Origin of the sequence: Faecalibacter rhinopitheci (assembly GCF_015234135.1) — a bacterium.
Taxonomy (GTDB): Bacteria; Bacteroidota; Bacteroidia; order Flavobacteriales; family Weeksellaceae; genus Empedobacter; species Empedobacter rhinopitheci.
The window spans coordinates 248,854-269,524 of record NZ_JADGIK010000006.1 but is presented as its reverse complement, the minus strand read 5'-3'; the positions used below and the strand labels follow the sequence as shown (position 1 = coordinate 269,524).

The window sequence follows — 20,671 nt, the reverse complement described above, 5'->3', positions numbered from 1 at the left end:
GCGTTAGCTTCTATGTTTTACAACTTCGAATTTCCTTTAGCTCTATTATTTAAGGATTGACCTAATTTGTATTCGGCTTTTATTTCTTTCGTCTTATATTATAATTTCAAATGAACTTCTCATTAATTCGCAATTCAACTTTCATCGTTTGCGGTTGCAAAGGTAACGCTTATTTTTAAACTACAAAATCTTTTTTAAATAAATTCTGAAGTTTTTATTCTAATCTTTTCCTCGCTTTTCAATTTACAATACTACTCGTCTTTCGTATTGAGAGTGCAAATATAGAACATCTTTATTCACTTTACCAAACACATTTTAGAATTATTTCCTACGCTTTAACTAACTCACTGAACCTCCGTAGAATATTTTTTGAAATAAAATTAAAATACGTTATTATTCATTGAATTTATGTAATAATACATTTATGTGTTCTATATAGAAGGTGATTTTATGCCTAATCAACATAAAAAATCTATTATATAAAGGATGTATTTTTTTTAGGATTTATATTTATCTTAAAATTTAGACATTGGCTGACAGTTGAGCTTTTTCGCGTTAGGGATTGCAGTGGATATCCTTTGCTGGCAAGCAAAGATAGAAATGAAAAGCCCGACCGAAGGGAACGCCCAAAAAATAAAAAAAACACTTTAATATTAAAGTGTTTCCATTATTATATTGATTAATTGAAACGTTTTTGTAGAATTTGCATAACATGTTCTACTGTTTCTTCTAAATTTAAGTTTGAATTGTCGACTTCTATTGCGTCGTGCGCTTTTCGTAAAGGTGAATGTTCTCGAGAAGAATCGATGTGATCACGTTCAATTACATTTGCCAGAACCTCATCCAATGGAATAACTTTACCTTCTTGTTGATATTCCAGAAATCGTCGTTTAGCACGTATTTCTGCAGATGCTGTAATAAAAAATTTAATATCAGCGTTGGGATATACTGTAGTTCCTATATCTCGTCCGTCCATTACAATACGCTTTGCTTTTCCCATTTTTTGCTGAAGTGCCACACAATATTCACGTACTTCTGCAATAACAGCGATGGGACTTACCATTGATGAAACTTTAAGATCTCTGATTTGGGCTTCTACATTCTGCCCATTCAAAAAAGTTTCATTCTTATTGGTTAACGAATTCAGCTTAAAACTAATTTGTATTTCTGGTAAGCGAGCTACTAGTTGATCTACTTTAACTTTTTGATTTTCGATTAATCCATTATTTAATGCAAATAGCGTAACTGCACGATACATTGCGCCACTATCTATATGGGTATATCCTAATTTTTTTGCAATAATTTTTGACAGGGAACTTTTTCCTGTTGAAGAATGACCGTCAATCGCTATAATTAAATCTTGTTTCATTTGTTACATGAATAGTTAGCAAAGATACATAATTGTATTTAAAATTAATTCCTATTAAAGCCATGGGTTACTTCTCCAGTAATCACGTCCTTGTACGATACGATCTAAGTTAATTAATAAGCTAAAATGATTAGCACCTCCGGAAGTATGATAATTTGAATGTCCAAATTCAATTCTAAAGGCATTCATGCGTACTCCAAATCCATACGTCAATCCGGAAAGAGATCGTACACCTTCAATAGCAAGCTCGTTTCCACGTTTAAAATTATATCCTAATCTTAAATTAAAATCTTTTCCTGGAAATAATTCCGCTCCAACAGCAATATGATCTGCAATTTTGCGTCCGATGTTTACTTCTTGACCAGACTTATTATACGTTTGAGAAATATCAAATTTTTGTAAATCGTGTAATGTTAAGGACAACTCTAACGGTACATGTTCTAATTCGTGAGCTACCCCTAAATTAACTTGTAAAGGTAATCTTTCTCTTTTTCCACTAAACGTTTGGATTTGTTTTCCTATGTTTCTGAAAACTAGTCCTACTCTAGTTCGGTCATCAAAATCGTGAAAAGAAATACCTAAATCTACACCTATGGCAGAAGATTTGTACATTTCGATTGAAGAGTTGATATATTTAATATTTGCACCAACCGTCCAATAATCAGCAATTTCTCTTGCATAACCTAAAATTATTGCTGCATCCTTTGCTTTAAAATCTCCTGTGATTGTACCTATCTCATCTGTTCCAACGATGTCACCATAATCTAAGTATTGCCCATGAAGCGATACATAATCAACATCTGATAATCTATATACACCTGAAAAAGATGCATTTTTAACATCTGCTATATGCGTTACATAATTGATTCCGAATTGGCCATGCATCTCACGATTCATCAATGCTGGATTAGCCATCGCATTATTGGGATCCGCGTCCCAAGATGTTACGTTATATCCTCCTAAAGCAGCATGTTTGGCTGAAGTAGTTAAATTTAAAAATTCATATACGCGTGTTCCATCTTGAGCTTGTGTAAGCAAAGATGAACTAAATAAGATTAAAGCATATAATTTTTTAAACATGCAACAAATTTATACTTTTTGTAGATATAACGTAAAGTATTTTGTTTTGGTATAAGCTGTTAAAAATAGATAGAAGGAATTTTAAATAGTTATATTTAAACAAGTAACTGAAATAAAATATAATATGGCGATATTCTGTATACTTCTTGTATTTGCATTGGGTTTATATTGGAATAATAAATTTTCTCGTTTAAAACATGAATTAGAAAATTTAAATTTCAAAATAAAATACTTGGAAGATGTAATTGAGAAGGAAAAACCTATCATTAAACCTGAAGTCATTGAGGAAAACATTTTAATTAATGATCATAATACAGCTCCTATAATTAAAAAAGCCATCACAAATTCTGCACACTTAGAAGAACATAAAATACCTCAACCAAATATTAAGCGTTCCAATGAATTATTTAGTAGATTACTAAATAAAACACTGCTATTTATCCAAGATAATTTTTTAACTATTATTGGTATTGTAACTTTAGTTTTAGGAATTGGATACTTTGTAAAATATGCTATCGATCAGAACTGGATTAACGAGGTGCTACGTGTTAGCATAGGTGTAGCAATTGGTGCAGGAATTATAGTGGCCGGGCATTATCTTAGAAATAAATATGAAGTTTTTTCTTCTATACTTATTGGCGGTGGAATTTCAATTCTGTATTTCACTCTCACTATTGCATTTAGAGAATATCACTTATTCAATCAGAATTTTGCATTTATACTTTTAGCTTTTGTTACTTTATTATCTATTATTCTATCCTTTATTTATAATCAACAAGTACTATTTATTTTTTCGTTACTAGGTGGATTCGCTGCTCCGTTGATGATTAGTACAGGAGAGAGTAATTATATATTTTTATTTTCATATTTGTTTATCCTGAACCTTGGTACATTATTTATAATATTCAAAAAAAATTGGGAATATCCAGGTGTTTTATCCTTTATCTTATCTATCCTATTTTTTAATACTTGGGCTTTTGACCCGACTGATAAAGTTATATTTATATTCCTGTTTTTATATTACATCGTATTTATTGCTTTTTCTATTTTACCGCTTGTTAAAGCAAGAAATTTTACCCTTACGAATCAAATTTTATATATCATCAATACCCTTTCGTTTACAATTTTAGGATTGTATACTTATCAACATTATTATACAGATTTTATTTCATTGATACCTTTTATCTTAGCAGGATGTTCTTTAATCATATTTTTTATATATAAAAATACTAATCAGCAGTTATCAAATACTTCAATTGCTTTAGGAATTGGCTTAATAACTTTGGGTATTGGAATAGAGTTTAAAGCTAATATTGTAACCTCTCTTTGGGCTATACAATCTACTATGCTATTATTTTTATGGAAAAGAAGTCATAATCCAATTTTTAAAGGCGCTTTTATCGCTCTAACTCCATTTTTTATTATTTCTTTAATTATTAATTGGGCAAAGTATATCACAGATCAGCAAGTATATCCAATTATAATAAATCCAATTTTTATTACAAGTGGATTAGTAGTTATTTGTTCAATAGCCAATATATTCTTAATTAAAAGCTTTAACAAGGAAGAAAAATTTGCAGGTTTTAAAATTAATAATGCTAAAAACTTATTTTCTCTCGTCTCAATATTATTCATCTATTTCGGAATTTTATTCGAATTGATGTACCAAACAGATAAATATTATACATATAACATTATTATAGGAATTTTAATACTTTACTCTATCTATTTTTCATGTATCATCTTATACTTTAGTCGACTATTTAATATCAATCATTCTACAAAATTTGCTTTAGGTATGATCAGCTTAGTATTAATTTCAATATATCCGTTAGCAGTAATGATCGTAGATGAAATAATTTTCAATTCAATTTCATATTATTCATACATTTTTTACTTATTGTATCTTATTCCTTTTATTTATCTTATTCTACTTTACATTAAATCGGATGAGTTTAAACTGGATAAAAAAAATAATTTTTCACAATGGTTAATATGCGCAAGTTGTATTTATATTGTTTGTTTTGAAGTTCATAATTTATTTATGATTATAACTAATGAGAAACAAAATGTGCCACTCTATCTTAAAAATGAAGAAATATTTTTCTTAATACTTTTACCAATTCTTTGGGCAATATTAGGTTTTACGACGATCTATTTCGGAATTAATAAACGTATAAAAAACTTAATCTATGTCGGATTTATTTTATTTGTATTGATTATCTTAAAACTTTACCTTATAGATGTTTGGCAAATGAGTAATGTATTCAGAATAATTTCATTTATAATTTTAGGAATTTTAATTCTAATTACATCTTTCATGTATCAAAAGTGGAAAAAGGTGGTGAATAATATATTTGATGCCAAAATAGATATAAAAAAAGCTGATTCTTAAGAATCAGCTTTTTTTATATCTATCGAATGAATCAGTTTTCTGACATCATCTGAAGCAGGTAACTCAAAAATCTCTAGTTTAAAAAATGAGATTACAGCAAATAAATGATCAAAAATATCAGCAGTTATATTTTCGAAATCTGCCCAAACAGTCGTATTCGTAAACATAAATAGTTCTAATGGTACTCCATGTTCTGTAGGCTGCATTTGTCTTACAATAAAATGATACTCTTTATGAATATTCGGATTTTGTTGTGTATAGACTTTTATATATTCTCTGAACAATCCAATATTTGTTAAGTTTCTTCCATTCACTTTTACACTTGGATTTTCTATATAAGCTGCATTAAATTCTGCAATTTCCTTACTTCTTTGCTCTATATAAGGTTTAAGTATTTGGATTGATTTTAATTTTTCTATTTCTTCTTCTTCTAAAAATCGGATAGATGACATTTTAATGTTAATGGAACGCTTTATTCTACGACCACCGGCATTTTGCATTCCTCTATAATTTTTAAACGAATCTGATATCAACGCATACGTAGGAATAGTTGTAATTGTCTTATCAAAATTCTGAACTTTCACTGTACTTAGATTAATTTGTACCACATTTCCATCCGCTCCATATTTAGACATTTCTATCCAGTCTCCTACTCTTACCATATCATTAGAGGAAACTTGAATACTAGCTACAAATCCTAATATAGAATCTTTGAAAACTAACATTAAAATAGCTGAGGCCGCTCCTAATGAAACTAAGAATGATTGTGCAGAATTACCAGTGATTATTGAATAAATAAAAATCCCACTAATCCCATACAAAGCAATACTTGCTACTTGTACATAACTATCTAATGGTTTGTCCGCAAAAGCAGATTTAGCACGAAGTAAATCTCTAAAAGCTTTTAATATATTTTGTATTAGAATACAAATTGTTAATATTAGCGTAACATCTGTGATCTTTAATGCTACATTAATCCAATTAGGGAAACCAGTAAATATTAATGGAATAGCACCTTTTGCTATAAATATAGGGACAATATGAGTTAGATACTGAAGGACTTTGTTATGTATTAACAAATCATCAAGTTGAGTTTTACTTTTATGAATAATATTGATAAGAAGTAATAATAAAACTTTTCTTACCATAAAATCCACCGCATATAATATAGTAATAAGCGCAAAAGTTAATAATGCAGAATTTATTAAATAACTGTAATATTCCGAAAGCCCTAGCTGTATTATTAGATCCAATGACCAATTATAAATATCACTCTTTAAATTTTCATCCAAAATCTCCATCTTTTTGTTCTTAATAAGAAAACAAAATTAATTATATCTTGATCATTTTGACCAATTATGATAAAACACACCTTTTGTATTAAATAAAAAGTCATAAAAAAGTAATTTTAGAATTTATTATAAATTATTTCTAATAAATTTGTTTTATTAATCTAACAAAATCATGAATAATCCTTTTTTCTTTGCCTTTGGACTAACGCTTTTAGCTGGGTTATGCACTGGAATCGGAAGCTTATTATCTCTAATTTATAAAAAATTTAATCCCAAATTTTTGGGTATTATGTTGGGAATATCTGCGGGAGTTATGCTGTATGTTTCTTTTGTAGAAATATTAAGCAAAGCTAGAATATCTTTGGGTTTGGTGTATGGAGATAAACTTGGCTACACATATGCAGTAATTGGATTTTTTGTAGGAATGATCAGTATTATTGGTATTGATAAACTTATCCCTTCTCATGATCATGAATGTGACGACGACGACTCTATAAAAGGAAATCAGAATCAAAAACTATTACGATTAGGAATATTCTCAGCTTTAGCTTTAGCTATACATAATTTTCCTGAAGGTTTGGCAACTTTTATGAGTGCAATGAACGAGCCTTCGTATGGAATAAGTATTGCTGTAGCAGTTGCAATACATAATATCCCTGAAGGTATAGCAGTTGCCATTCCTATATATTATGCAACAAAATCTCGTAAAAAAGCATTTTGGTATTCATTTTTATCTGGTTTAGCAGAACCTGTAGGAGCCGTTATTGGATATTTTGTCTTAAGACAATTTTTCGATGACTCTATTTTCGGGATTATCTTTGCGGGAGTTGCTGGAATTATGGTTTATATTTCTCTAAACGAACTTATCCCAACAGCAAAAGAATATGCCGGACAAAAAATAACAATGACAGGAGTTATTATTGGGATGATGATAATGGCAGGTAGTTTACTACTTTTTCTATAAAATTTTAATAGCCTTGAAGAAATTCTCAAGGCTATTTTTTTTTAGTAATTTATGCAGACTTTCTTTTTAAAAATCTTCCAAATTTCTTAGACGTTCCATAACCTTCAACAAACTGATCGTTTTGGTAAATTACCTGGCCGTTAACAAGAACAGCTTCTATAAATTCAGGATTACGATTCACTAATCGAGGATAATTTTCAAATTCCTCAATCTTTTCTTGATGAACCTCATCCGTAATTTGATCTATTTTACTAGGATTTATAATCACTAAATCGGCTTTTTTACCTTCTGCCAAATAACAACAATCTAAATTAAACCAATCGGCTTGCTCCTTTGTTAAGCGCCAGATACATTTTTCCATAGACATGATTGGTTTTCCCGCGTTAATGGATTTTTGTACACGTTTAATCATTTGCAAATTAAAATTATAAAACGCCATATTATTTAGATGTGCACCTGCATCAGAGAAGCAAAGTAAATTATATGGATAATTGTACAATCTTGGTAATTTCTCTTCACGATCATTTGCCAAAGTTGTAGTCCAAGAAATTTCTTTATCATAGTTAATTACTAAATCTAAAAACACATCTACTGGATGAACATTTGTTTCCTCAGCAATTTGGTAAAAGTTTTTCCCTACAAGAGATTGATCTGGACATTTCAAAATATATGCGATACTTAAATCTTTGTGCCAAACTTTTGGTGCAAACTTTTTTTTGATTTCTTTCTTGAAATTTTCTCTAAATTCATTATCTCGGATAAGTTCATTTCGTTCATCAATATTTTTTGCTAAATGTCGCATCGCTTCCCCAGCAGGAAATTCTTCGAACATTACAGAATCTACTCCATCATAATAAACCGTAAATGGGACAGGTGGTGATTGCATACGAAAATCTCCATTAAAACCTTTGTTTACTAAACTCACTACACGGCTTACAACTGGAAAAATATAACGATCTCCTATCATATCCATTAAAGCAATCATCGTCGTTTTCAATGGTTTTCTAAAAATTCCCATACTTGCCAACATATAATTAATGGCACTAATGCGGGTAACTAAATTAGGTGCACCTTGTAATACTGCATCTTTTTCTCTTAATAATTCAATTAAGTTTTTCCTTTCTTTCCAAGACGAATAAAATGAAGGTGTTTTGTGTGACCAATATTTATCTCCATCCATTTTGTCCCATGGATTATCCATTGTTGAAAGTCCCACAAATCCTTCATCCAATGCTTCCTCCAAAAGTTTTTTCATTAAAGTTTTTTCTTCCTTTGTAGCTTCAATATTATCTTGTAAAGATCGCTCAATTCCCATTGCTTTAATTCTTAAATCTGAATGACCTACAAATGCAGCAATATTAATTCCTAGGGCTTTATTTTCTATATACTGTTTCCACTCTTTTACCGAATTCCAAGATTTTTCACGCTCCATTAATGGTAACATGACTTCTCTCGGAATAGCTTCTACTCTAGTAAAGCAATCACTCGTTTCTTCAGGATTATTATATAAAGCCGAAACAGAACAACTTCCTAAAATAACCGTAGTGATACCATGCCTTGCAGATTCTTTTAAGCCTGGAGAAGCAATAATTTCCACATCATAATGCGTGTGACAATCTAGGAAACCAGGAGTTATCCATTTTCCTGTAGCATCGATTACTTCGTAATCATTTTCGAGTAATGGATCTGAAGAAATTTTCTCAATGATTCCGTCATCATTTATCAAAAGATGTTTTACTAATGCTTTCTCATCTTTATCTCCTGAATAAAAGAGTCCATTTTTTATTAATATTCCCATTCTTTGTAGTTTGTGGTTCTAATAAAAATAAGAAATTAATTATCAACCAGATAAGTTTAGAAAAAAAATATAATGTAGGTTTCCATACTTCAAATTTATTTTAATGCCAGCAATTTGGAAAAAAAAGATAATAGAATAAACAATCACACTCATTTTTAGTAGGATTAATTTATATTCCTTCCCTCCTAAAAATTATATCTCTTATCATTTTGGACATAAAAAAAAGCTCGAAACATTGTTTCGAGCTTTCAAGTACCTGGAGCGGGAATCGAACCCGCACTCCGAAGAACACGAGTTTGAGTCGTGCGCGTCTACCAATTCCGCCATCCAGGCATCGGAGTTATTGGGTACAAATATAACGTTGCTTTACCAACTTTACCAAATGTTTTTTACAAAATAATTTCTAAAGTATCATAAGCTAGTTCCATCCCAAATGGAAGTTGTTGATTTACTTCTTCATGGAATCCCATATAATGAGAAATATGTGTAAAATAAGTTTTTTTAGCACCTATCTTCTTGGCATAATCTACTGCTTCAGCCAATAATATATGAGAAAAATGTTGAACTTCCTGACGTAGAGCACTAATAACTAATACTTCTACACCTTTTAATTTTTCTAATGATTCACTCGGAATAGTTTTAACATCTGTTAAATAAGCAAATTTCCGATCAATAATATAGCCTAAAATAGGTAAAGTTCCATGGTAAATTTCAATAGGTTCTATCTCAAAACCTTCGATAAAGAAAGTTTGATGAGCAATAGTATTTTCAATAATAGTAGGTACACCTGGATATTTAACCTCTTGAAACATGTAATTGAATCGATTATGTAATTCGCCCAAAACCCTTTCTAGTCCATATACTGGCATATCTTTACCTGATTTGAATACTAAGGGTCGAATATCATCTAATCCTAAAACATGATCTGTATGTTCATGTGTAAATAAAATTCCGTCCAAACGTTGTGCATTAGCACGTAACATTTGTTGTCTAAAGTCAGGACCACAATCTATCGTTAATACTTTATCTTCTTTTTCTAGCAATATAGAAGATCGTAGTCTCTTATCCTTCTGGTTATCAGATAAACAAACTGGGTGATTACTCCCTATAATTGGAATTCCTTGGGAAGTTCCAGTTCCTAAAAAATGTATTTTTAATTTTGATTTAGCCATAATTCTTTGGTAAATTTACTGCAAACAATTGATTTTCTTATGGCTTTACAACAAGTTCTTACGCCTAAACAAAAGGCTTTAGATATTAATCTTAATCCAAAAATTTACGGATCATTTGCAGAAATTGGTGCAGGACAAGAAACAGTACGTTTTTTTTACCGCGCAGGTGCTGCTTCTGGTACGGTTGCGAAGGCAATGAGTGCTTATGATAAAGAAATGTCTGATTCTATTTATGGAATAGAGGTCAATAAACGTTACGTAACCCAAGCCCGCTTAAAAAAAATGTTAGATCATGAAATCGATTTGATGAGAGAGCGATTAACGCATGATCTATATAGTGAGAAAGCTTTCTTTACTTATGCTAATACAGTAACAACCATAGATTATGCAAAAAAGAATGAAGGACATGGTTGGGTGGGAATTCGTTTTAAACTAAATGTTGAAGATGAAAAAGCAAATGAAATTATACTTCATGTAAAATTTAAAGAAAATTCTGCTCATCTACAGCAAGAAACTTTAGGAGTATTAGGAGTAAATTTGATTTATGGTGCATATAATTATTATGATAATCCCAGAACTTTAATCAACTCTCTTTATGATACTTTAGATAAAGACCAGTTAGAAATTGATATGATAAATTTCCGTGGACCGCAATTTAAATATGTTGATAACCGTTTGATGTCATTACAATTAGTAAAAAACGGAATGACGGATGTTGTAGTCTTTAATCCAGAAGGGAAAAATATATTACCCGCTGATTTATTGTACAAGAAAAATATTTTTGCCATTCGTGGATCTTTCCGACCTTTTATGAATGTTAATATGGACATGTTTAAAGGAGGATTGGAAATTTTTAAACAAGACGAAGGCATTACAAAAGATAATACGGAAATTTTATTTGAAATTACATTATCTAATTTAATGGCTTCTGGAAAAGAAGGGCAATTAAATGAACGTGATTTCTTGGATCGTGCTGATATTATTGGAAAATTGGGTTATAATGTTATCATTTCTAATTTTTCCGAATATTATAAATTGACTGAGTACTTTACCAAGTTCACCCGCAATCAAACTAAGATTGGCTTAGCAATGGGAGTCAATAATTTGTTAGAAATATTTAATGAGCAATATTACGATAATCTTCCAGGTGGAATTATGGAAGCCTTCGGTAAATTATTTAAGAAAGATGTTAAAATCTATTTATACCCTTATTTGGATAAAGAAAAAGATTTGTTATTAACATCTAAAAACCTAAAAGTTTCTGACAACTTACACGAGCTATATAAATTCTTCTTGTATAATGGGCGAATTGAAGATATCCTTAATTATAATAAAGATTATTTACATTCTTATTCTCGCAAAATTTTAGAGAAAATTGCTAAAGGAGAATCTGGATGGGAAAACGAATGCCCAGAAGGTGTATCTGAAATGATTAAAGAACGTGGAATGTTTAGTTACCGATTAAAATATATTTTAGATTAAAATCAATAAAAAAGCCTTTCCTATTGGAAAGGCTTTTTAGTCATTATATAAAATCCATTCAAAAGAATAAATTAGTCTTCTAATAAATCAGCTGGATCATCCACAGAAACTTCACCAGTTACAGGTTGACCTTTAATTAAAGCAACAATTTTTGCTTCAATTTCTTCACATAATTCAGGATTATCTTTTAATAATTCCTTTACACCATCACGACCTTGTCCTAATTTACTATCGTTATAAGAATACCAAGAACCTGATTTCTGAACAATTCCTTTTTCAACTCCCATATCAAGTACTTCTCCGACTTTAGAGATACCTTCTCCATACATGATATCAAATTCCGCTTGACGGAAAGGTGGTGCTACTTTATTTTTAACGACCTTTACTTTAGAGTGGTTACCGATAACTTCATCTCCATTTTTGATTTGAGTTGAACGGCGTATATCTAAACGAACAGAAGCATAGAATTTTAAGGCATTACCACCAGTTGTAGTTTCTGGATTTCCGAACATTACACCAATCTTTTCACGTAATTGGTTAATGAAAATTGCTGTACATTTTGTTTTATTAATTGTACCCGTTAACTTACGTAATGCTTGAGACATTAAACGAGCTTGTAATCCCATACGAGAATCACCCATTTCACCTTCAATCTCTGCTTTTGGTGTTAGGGCAGCAACCGAATCAATTACAATGATATCGATCGCACCAGAGCGGATTAAGTTATCTGCAATCTCTAATGCTTGTTCTCCATTATCTGGTTGAGAGATAATTAAATTTTCTACGTCTACTCCTAATTTAGATGCATATGTACGATCAAAAGCATGCTCCGCATCAATAAATGCTGCAATTCCACCAGCTTTTTGAGCTTCTGCAATGGCATGTAAAGTTAATGTAGTTTTACCTGAAGATTCAGGTCCATAAATTTCAATCACACGTCCTCGAGGATATCCTCCAATACCTAACGCAATATCTAAACCTAATGATCCTGATGGAATTACTTCAATTTTATCATCTACTGCAGAATCTCCCATTCGCATTACAGTACCTTTACCATAAGCCTTATCCATTTTATCAAGGATAAGTTGTAGGGCTTTCTTTTTATTATCTAAATCGCTCATATTATTATTTTTTTATTTTTCTAAAATTTGATTTGCGTGTTCTTTTGTTTTCACTTTTTCAATTACACTTGTAATGATTCCTTCCTCATTAATAATAAAAGTTGTTCGATGAATACCATCAAATTCTTTGCCCATAAATTTCTTTGGACCCCAAACTCCAAATGCTTCTATAATTTCTCTGTTCTCATCAGCTAATAAAGGAAATGGTAATTCATATTTATCAGCAAATTTCTTTTGTCTAGTTATAGAATCTGCACTTACTCCAACCAATTTATACCCTTTTGTACGTAATGCTGCTTCGTTATCTCTTAAATCACATGCTTCATTAATACAACCTGGTGTACTAGCTTTCGGATAAAAAAATACGATTAATTTTTCACCTACATAATCTTGATAAGACACAGTATTATTATCTTGGTCAACTCCTTGAAATTCTGGAACTTTATCGCCTACTTTTAACATTGTAATTTATTATTAGAACTTCACGTAAAAATAATGATTTAATCTTAATTTTAAATTTGAACAAACCATTATTCCTTTATTTCTTACACAAATATAGCTCTATTAACCGTCAAAATATGTCGCTTAATTTTCTGCTGAATTATTTTTAGAAATATTAACATTAAATGGTGAATCTTTGTAACTCATTGGTATCCTATCGTCTGGCAACTGAGGCTCTGTACCTCCTCTATGTGCCATAAAGTGTGGTGACATTAATTCAATTCCTGCTTTACTAAACTCTTCCAATAACTCTTTATGTAAATCTGAATAGATGAAATCCTGTCGGTTTGCATTTTTAACATATGCATTAATTTGATAAGTTACATAAAAATCATCTAAACTTAATTGAAATACGAAAGGTTTAGGATCTTTTTGAATTTCATTCACTTTTAAAGCTGCATTAATGGCTATTGGGTGTATTTTTTCTATCGGTATATCGTATCCTAATGTGAATGTAGTATGAATTATTAACCCTTTTTTTGAAGCATCTGTACTGTAGTTTGTTGTATGACTATTCATTACCGTAGAATTAGGAACAGAAACAATTTCATTTTTTATTGTACGAATGCGTGTTACCAATAAGTTTCTTTCTATAATTTCTCCTGTAATCTCTCCTATTTTTACATAATCTCCATTAGAAAATGAACGTGTATATGTTAATAATAATCCTGACATAATATTACCAAGCGCACCAGCTGATCCAAAAGTCACCAAAATCCCGACAAAAACAGAAACACCCTGAAATATAGGCGATTTAGCTCCTGGTAAATAAGGAAAAATCACTATCATCATAAAAGTTAGTAATAAAACCTTGAATATTTGATAAGTAGGTTTAGCCCATTCTTTATAAAACCCATTAATTGTAATTCGACCATCTTCGAGTTCTAGTGCAATAAATCTTAAGAATTTAAATAGAAATCTAAAAACCGTTACTATTACTATTATAGTTAATAGGTTGGGAAGATAGTCAATCATTGCTCTAGCTATTTTGCGCAATGGATCTAGAATATTTTCCAATAAAATAGTAGTGTAAGCTTGTGTAGATGGAAAGAAGTTGAAGAGAATTGGAAGAGCTAAATAAATCAGTAAAATGATAATAATCCATCGGATAATTCCTAAACCAAACCAAATATATTCTATCTGTTTATTGATGTTTAAAACCTTTAAGTTTTTTTCAATTAAAGGAGCAAATAATACATTTTTTTTCTCGTATAGTTTCATTTTCAGCCAATGATTGGCTTTGTTAATGAGGTGTATAAGATATCCTACAACAAACATTAATAACATTGCATATAGCGCACCTTTTGCTAAGGTAGGCAAACTTGTATCTGAACGATGTTGCTCTATAGCAGAAGCGATAATTTGTTGGTGTTTGTTAGCAAGATTTTCTAAAGTTGTATTTTCCCATAATGCGTCTTGTAAACTAACACTAGAAATCATATTTTTATTACTGTAAATCAAATACGTATTTTCATCTTTGGATAATTTTATTGAATCCTTATTAAAGTCATATTTTTTTGCTATTTCTCGGATTTTCTCTTCTAATGCTAATGCACGTTCTTTTGTTGAAAAGCCTCCCACTCCACGATAAAGTATAAATAATGTATCATGAAACGGAACCACTGCTACACCCTTATTTATATTACGAAGAGAATCTATCTTAATTTTTTGCCGCATTAAGATCAAAGAATCTTTACTTTTCAAAAATTTTAATTCTGTTAGTAATGATTCTTTATCCTTAGAATTAGATTGTAGTGATAATAATTTATTTTCTAATTCCACACGTTTGATTGAATCGTTTTTTCGTTGCTGAGAAAATTCGATTAATCGTTTTTCTAAATTCTTTTGAACGGTATCCTGAGCAAATATTCCTGCTGAAAATAATATCAATAGAATCAGAGTAAAGAAGTTTTTCATGTTATCTATTTGAGCCATCAAAGTAAGAGAAAAACAAAAAGATTCAAAGAATAAAAATTATATTTATAATCCAAATTAACATATCTATGAAAAAATTGATTATTTTCCTTTTATTACTTATAACAACTACCATTTCATCCAACGCTCAAGAAGTTGAATTTCGAACAGTCGACTATCCCGCGATTGAAAAAATGATCAAGGATAAAAAATCCGATTTTTATTATCCCACTCTTATAGATCGATTTCAGAAAATGGATACAACAATGACTGTTGAGCATATGTATCATTTTTATTATGGTAAAACCTTTCAAGACGATTTCAAAGTTTTTGAAGATTTGAATAAAACGAAAAAAGTTATAGCCATTGAATCGAAGAATACAATTCCCACTCCTAAAGAAATTAAAATCTTAAAAGATTTCTATACCGATTTTTATATGAATAAACCTTTTTCTGATCCAAAAAGTATCGAGGTTTTAGCCATTATTTATTCTTTTGAAGAAGATACTCCTATGGTTAAGAAAATTATAAACATCTATCATAAACTTCTTGATGCATTATTTTTAACAGGCGATGGGAAAAGTATGGAAACAGCTATCGATGTCATCAGTGCTCGTCATGAATACAGTATTTTAAATGCTTTAAGATTAAATTCGACTCAACAATCCTTACTTCACGAAAATAATCGTTCTTATGACTTATTAGAAACCGAAAATGAACATGGAGAGAAATTAAATTTATATTTCGATGTGACAAAACCTTTTGAATTCTACAATAAGAAATTTAAATAAAAGCAATCCTTCTCATAGAGAAGGATTGTCTATTTTTACCAAAAGATCGTAAATCTTATGATGTTAAAGAAAGAACGCATCCAATACATCATTGATGAATTGGAAAAATTATACCCTGTCCCTCCCATTCCGTTGGATCACCAAGATGCTTTTACGTTGTTAATCGCTGTTTTGCTTTCGGCTCAAACTACCGATAAAAAAGTGAATGAAGTGACGCCCGAATTATTTGCCAAAGCAGCCAATGCGAAAGCGATGGCTCGATTGGAAGTGGACGAAATTAAATATTATATCCGCCAAATCGGATTATCCAATACGAAAGCAAAAAACATTAAAAAATTAGCTGAAATTTTAGTTGAAAAATATAATGGTGAAGTTCCTGAAGGTTTCGAAGAATTGGAAGCTTTACCTGGAGTAGGTCACAAAACGGCTTCAGTAGTAATGTCGCAATGGTTTGGACATCCTGCTTTTCCAGTCGATACACATATTTTCCGTTTGTTACGTTTATGGAAAATAAGCAATGGAAAAACCGTTGAGTTGGTTGAGAAAGATGCGAAACGACTTTTTCCAAAACAATTATGGAATAAATTACACATCCAAATTATCTATTACGGAAGAGAATATTCTCCTGCACGTGCATGGAGTTTAGAAAAAGATTTTATCACACGTACAATGTTTCAAAAAAATGAAAATAGCTAAAAACAATATTTACCAAGGAAGTCGTGAAAGAAAATCTGTTTACGATACGTTTTATGAAGATAACGGCATTAAAAAACCTGTAATTATATTCTCTCACGGATTTAAGGGATTCAAAGATCATGGATGTTTTGATTTAATGGCGAAATTTTGGGCCGAGCATAATTTTGCATTCATCAAATTTAATTTTTCCTACAATGGTGGCACAATCGAACAACCAATTGATTTCCCTGATTTAAATGCCTTTGGTGAAAATAATTATACGACTGAATTAGATGATTTAGACATTATCATTACCAAAACCATCAGCGGTGAAATGATTCCTTTGGATGAAATCGATACAGATGAAATTTATTTAATGGGACATTCACGTGGTGGAGGAATTACAATCTTAAAAGGATTAGAAGATGACCGTGTAAAGAAATTTGTTTCTTTAGGAGCAATTTGTGATCTGAACAGATTCAAATATCCACAACCAGCTTTAGACCATTGGAAAAATGAAGGGGTACATTATTTTGAAAATACGCGCACCAAACAAATGATGCCTTTATTTTATCAATTTTATCAAAATTATATCGATAATGAGGAACGTTTAAACATCGAAAAAAACATTAAATATTTAGATAAACCATATTTATGCATTCATGGTTCAGCCGATGAAACAGTAAAAATGAATGAAGCGTTATTAATCAAGAGCTGGAATGATAAGGTAGAATTGTATTTGATCGAAAATGCAAATCATGCTTTTGGATCAGCCCATCCTTGGAACGACACTGAAATGCCCGAAGATTTCCAAGTCGCCATGGATAATGCATTAGCTTTCTTCAGAAAATAAATCAATCAGCCTCAATATTTTGGGGCTTTTTTATGGCTTAAATTGTTGAGTTTTGAGTATATTTAATGAAACAACACGCAGCAAATGAAGTCTTTCCAACTCGAAACATCTGATCAGTTCCCCATTGCAGTGACTTCTTTTGGCGAAAATAATTCGACCAATAAAATTATTGTGATTTCATCAGCCATTGGAGTTCCACAGAAATTTTACACCAAGTTTGCGACGTATTTAGCTAACAAAGGGTATTTAGTGTTTACCTATGATTATCGTGGCATTGGTCAATCCAAACCAAAATCATTGAGAGGATTCAAAGCTGAATTCATCGATTGGGCAGATAAAGATTTTATGGCTATTTCTCAATACATCGAAGAAATGTATCCAAATCATCAAAAATATTTGATTGGTCATTCGATGGGTGGAATCATGTTAGGGTTATCACGTGCATTTAAAGTCTATGATAAATTTGTAACAATTGGTTCCCAATTTGGCTACATTGAAAACTTTCATGAAAAGGATAAACTGAAAATAAAAACATTTTTTAAGGTATTGATTCCTCTACTAACGCCATTGTATGGATATTTTCCTTCTCCTAAAGTCAATATAGGAGATCCGTTGCCTAAGGGCATCGCGTACGATTGGAAGAAAATTATTTTGGGAAAAGAATCGATTTTAGGTTATGCGAATCAAACGCAAAATTTTTATGCAGAAATCAAACAACCCATCCTGATCATTAGCTTGGATGATGATGATATGGCACCTCCAAAAACGGTAGATTTATTTGCATCTAAAGTGATGATAAATGCTAAAAAGAAACGTTTAAATCTTGTACCGAAACATTATGGCTTAACATCCATTGGACATATGGATTTTTTCCGTGAAAAGAATAAAAATGAATTGTGGCAAATTCCATTGGATTTTATAGAAAGTTAAAAAGCGTTGTCCAAAGACAACGCTTTTCTTTATTTATAATCGGATTGAAATTCCTCCTAAAACATTGATTCCTGCTTGGGGAAAATAATATGGACCTTCGTAATAATAACCGTTTGATTCGTATTCAACATCAAATAAATTATTCACTAATAAGGAAAGTTCCAATTTCTTTAAGCCAAACCAATTTGGTGCATAACGAATCAATAGATCCGAAACCAAATAATCTGAAAGTTTTCCATCTGCTGGTTCAGTATTCGATAAATATTGTTGACCAACGTATTTATTCGTAAAGTTGATTAATAGATTTTTTGCAGGATACACTTCAAAACCAAAAGCCGAAATAATATCTGGCGATAAAGCGATAGAAGTTTTTCCATATGATTTAATTCCACCATTCACCCAATCTTCTTCTGTAAAATTTTTGTTTTTGTTTTGAGCTAATGTTAGATTCCCGAATACATTTAATTTCGATGGAATCAATTGATATGATGCATCCAATTCGATTCCACGACGATAACTTGCTCCTGAATTTTCACGAATTGGTGTTCCCACATCATTCACACGACCTGTGGGCACCAATTGATTACGGTAATCCATGTAATATAAATTGGCACTCATCGAAAAACGTCCAGTTTTGCGGTAACCTAACTCATAATCTTGTAAAAATTCAGCTTTTGGTTCGTTTCCAATATTTTCATAATCGGCGCGTAATGGTTCTCGTTGCGAAATTCCATACGAAATGTAAAAAATATTGTTCGCATTTATTTTGTAATTCAGACCTGCTTTTGGATTCACGAAATGAAACGTGGCAGCAAATGGTCTAAAATCATCGTCGTCATTTTCACCATTTGGTAAATATTTTCCTTCGTAATCGACATAACGATATTGTAAATCTCCAAAGAATTCGAATTGATTCCATTGGTACAATACTTTAGCATAAGCTGATAATTGACGTTTCAAAGAATTATTATTATAAAATTTATAATTGGTATCAGTCCAATTGTAATCTTTCATCCATTTAATCTGTCCAAAATGATCACCATCATATTCGTTTCCAGATAAACCAAAAAACACTTTAAAATCGCCTAATTGTTGATTTTCTACCTCAAGATTAAATCCGTAGAAATCATTATCTAAAAATTTTTGACGCACTAAATCAGTACTTGTAAAAGATAAATGGTTAATTTTATATTTCGACAAACGTTCATCTTGTTTATAATTTTCAAAATATCCTTTTCCTTTGGTGTAATGCAATGTCACATTCGATTTCCAACCTTTACCATAGAGCTGATTCCATGTTAGAAAATAATGATTTTGTTGGTAATCGTCAATTTCATTATTATAATATCCAATAACTTCCGTCCAATCTTCATTATAAATTGCACCTGCCGAATTAAAACGACGGTTACGTTTCATTGCTTCGCCATCAATTCCGTTCCAGGCTTGATATGTTTTTTCTTTTCCGTACATATTTTGGAAACGAAAACTTGTTTTATCATTGATTTGATAAAGCGCAGTGATATCATAGCCAATTAAATCTGCTGTTGCACGATCAATAAATCCATCCGAATTGATTTTAGAGAATCGTCCATCAATGCTTAATTTATTGTTTAGAATTTTACCTGTACCAGCTTGAATAGTATATTTCTGTGCATTAAAACTACCGAACGATAGATTCGCTTCAGCATAAGGATCTTTGGATGGATTTTGTGATTCAATATTGACACTTGCTCCAAAAGAAGCCATTCCATTGGATGAGGTTCCTACACCACGCTGAATAATCATAGAGTTGGTGGATGAAGCTAAATCGGGCATATTGACCCAGAATACACCTTGGGATTCGGCATTATTCAATGGAATACCATTTAAAGTTACATTAATGGAAGATTCATTTAATCCACGAATTCGAATTGTAGAATATCCAATTCCATTTCCGGCTTCTGTCGATGTAATAACAGATGTCGCACCATTTAATAAGGTAGGAATATCCTGTCCTAAATTCTTTTTTTGCAGAATTTTGTTGGATATTTTCTCAACTGTAATCGGTAATTTCTCGGTAATAGAAACTTCTTGAAGACTAATTTCTTCTTGATTCGGTATCGAATCATTAATTTGTGCATTCAAAATTGAAGCACCAAATAAAGACAATAAAATAATCGACCTTTTCATAAAATTGTTTAAAAATTTATGAAAGGAGCCATCTTACACTTTTAAAATTTAACGCGCGAATGTAATTTGGTGAAGTACCAGTCCCTTAGCAGCATTACCTGCCCAGGTTCTTTGGGTATAATCTCAGCCTTAAAAAAATAAAGCACCCCTTTCGATTTTGATAAA

General features: G+C 31.0%; 16 protein-coding genes and 1 tRNA gene. 7 read left to right on the top strand and 10 right to left on the bottom strand.

What is annotated here, in order from left to right; all coding sequences use genetic code 11:
* Nucleotides 1-679: 679 nt before the first annotated feature.
* A complete protein-coding gene (gene cmk / locus IM532_RS10620; protein WP_194183429.1) occupies nt 680-1,369 on the bottom strand; it encodes a (d)CMP kinase in 690 nt (229 codons plus the stop codon).
* 54 nt (nt 1,370-1,423) lie between these two features.
* Nucleotides 1,424-2,449 (bottom strand): type IX secretion system protein PorQ, encoded by a 1,026-nt coding sequence (gene porQ, locus IM532_RS10615; protein WP_194183428.1) that lies wholly within the window; start codon nt 2,447-2,449, stop codon nt 1,424-1,426.
* Nucleotides 2,450-2,573: 124 nt separating this feature from the next.
* Here porQ and IM532_RS10610 point away from each other — a divergent pair, with 124 nt between their 5' ends.
* On the top strand, nt 2,574-4,844 hold the full coding sequence (locus tag IM532_RS10610) for a DUF2339 domain-containing protein (RefSeq protein WP_194183427.1): 2,271 nt from the start codon (nt 2,574-2,576) through the stop codon (nt 4,842-4,844).
* On the opposite strand, the gene IM532_RS10605 is transcribed toward IM532_RS10610, so the two are convergent.
* Nucleotides 4,841-6,145: a mechanosensitive ion channel family protein gene (locus IM532_RS10605; RefSeq protein WP_194183426.1), complete on the bottom strand. Its 1,305-nt coding sequence runs from the start codon at nt 6,143-6,145 to the stop codon at nt 4,841-4,843. The genes IM532_RS10610 and IM532_RS10605 overlap by 4 nt on opposite strands.
* A gap of 163 nt (nt 6,146-6,308) precedes the next feature.
* Between IM532_RS10605 and zupT the strand changes: the two genes are divergently transcribed.
* Nucleotides 6,309-7,100, top strand: coding sequence for a zinc transporter ZupT (gene zupT, locus IM532_RS10600; RefSeq protein WP_194183425.1), 792 nt, complete (start codon nt 6,309-6,311; stop codon nt 7,098-7,100).
* Nucleotides 7,101-7,149: 49 nt separating this feature from the next.
* Here zupT and IM532_RS10595 read toward each other — a convergent pair whose 3' ends face one another.
* The 3 genes from IM532_RS10595 to IM532_RS10585 form a co-directional block, all read right to left on the bottom strand.
* A complete protein-coding gene (locus IM532_RS10595; RefSeq protein WP_194183424.1) occupies nt 7,150-8,898 on the bottom strand; it encodes an N-acyl-D-amino-acid deacylase family protein in 1,749 nt (582 codons plus the stop codon).
* 253 nt (nt 8,899-9,151) lie between these two features.
* Nucleotides 9,152-9,231, bottom strand: a tRNA-Leu gene (locus IM532_RS10590).
* Nucleotides 9,232-9,287: 56 nt separating this feature from the next.
* A complete protein-coding gene (locus IM532_RS10585) occupies nt 9,288-10,070 on the bottom strand; it encodes an MBL fold metallo-hydrolase (RefSeq protein WP_194183423.1) in 783 nt (260 codons plus the stop codon).
* A 39-nt stretch (nt 10,071-10,109) separates the two neighbouring features.
* Here IM532_RS10585 and IM532_RS10580 point away from each other — a divergent pair, with 39 nt between their 5' ends.
* Nucleotides 10,110-11,552: a TonB-dependent receptor gene (locus tag IM532_RS10580; protein WP_194183422.1), complete on the top strand. Its 1,443-nt coding sequence runs from the start codon at nt 10,110-10,112 to the stop codon at nt 11,550-11,552.
* 71 nt (nt 11,553-11,623) lie between these two features.
* On the opposite strand, the gene recA is transcribed toward IM532_RS10580, so the two are convergent.
* The 3 genes from recA to IM532_RS10565 form a co-directional block, all read right to left on the bottom strand.
* Nucleotides 11,624-12,673 carry a recombinase RecA gene (recA, locus tag IM532_RS10575; RefSeq protein WP_194183421.1) on the bottom strand — a complete coding sequence of 350 codons (1,050 nt, stop codon included), beginning with the start codon at nt 12,671-12,673 and terminating at the stop codon, nt 11,624-11,626.
* A gap of 12 nt (nt 12,674-12,685) precedes the next feature.
* On the bottom strand, nt 12,686-13,141 hold the full coding sequence (bcp, locus tag IM532_RS10570; protein WP_194183439.1) for a thioredoxin-dependent thiol peroxidase: 456 nt from the start codon (nt 13,139-13,141) through the stop codon (nt 12,686-12,688).
* Between the two features lie 117 nt (nt 13,142-13,258).
* Complete coding sequence (locus tag IM532_RS10565; RefSeq protein ID WP_194183420.1) at nt 13,259-15,091, bottom strand: mechanosensitive ion channel family protein; 1,833 nt, start codon at nt 15,089-15,091, stop codon at nt 13,259-13,261.
* Between the two features lie 86 nt (nt 15,092-15,177).
* Here IM532_RS10565 and IM532_RS10560 point away from each other — a divergent pair, with 86 nt between their 5' ends.
* The 4 genes from IM532_RS10560 (at nt 15,178) to IM532_RS13875 (ending at nt 18,337) form a co-directional block, all read left to right on the top strand.
* A complete protein-coding gene (locus IM532_RS10560; protein WP_194183419.1) occupies nt 15,178-15,879 on the top strand; it encodes a DUF4919 domain-containing protein in 702 nt (233 codons plus the stop codon).
* Nucleotides 15,880-15,939: 60 nt separating this feature from the next.
* Entirely contained in the window at nt 15,940-16,575 is a 636-nt protein-coding gene (gene nth, locus IM532_RS10555; protein ID WP_194183438.1) for an endonuclease III, read from the top strand.
* Nucleotides 16,562-17,407: an alpha/beta hydrolase family protein gene (locus IM532_RS10550; protein WP_194183418.1), complete on the top strand. Its 846-nt coding sequence runs from the start codon at nt 16,562-16,564 to the stop codon at nt 17,405-17,407. The genes nth and IM532_RS10550 overlap by 14 nt, the downstream gene beginning before the upstream one ends.
* An 84-nt stretch (nt 17,408-17,491) precedes the next feature.
* On the top strand, nt 17,492-18,337 hold the full coding sequence (locus IM532_RS13875) for an alpha/beta hydrolase family protein (RefSeq protein WP_194183417.1): 846 nt from the start codon (nt 17,492-17,494) through the stop codon (nt 18,335-18,337).
* A 33-nt stretch (nt 18,338-18,370) separates the two neighbouring features.
* On the opposite strand, the gene IM532_RS10540 is transcribed toward IM532_RS13875, so the two are convergent.
* Nucleotides 18,371-20,506 (bottom strand): TonB-dependent receptor, encoded by a 2,136-nt coding sequence (locus tag IM532_RS10540; protein ID WP_194183416.1) that lies wholly within the window; start codon nt 20,504-20,506, stop codon nt 18,371-18,373.
* Nucleotides 20,507-20,671: the final 165 nt, after the last annotated feature.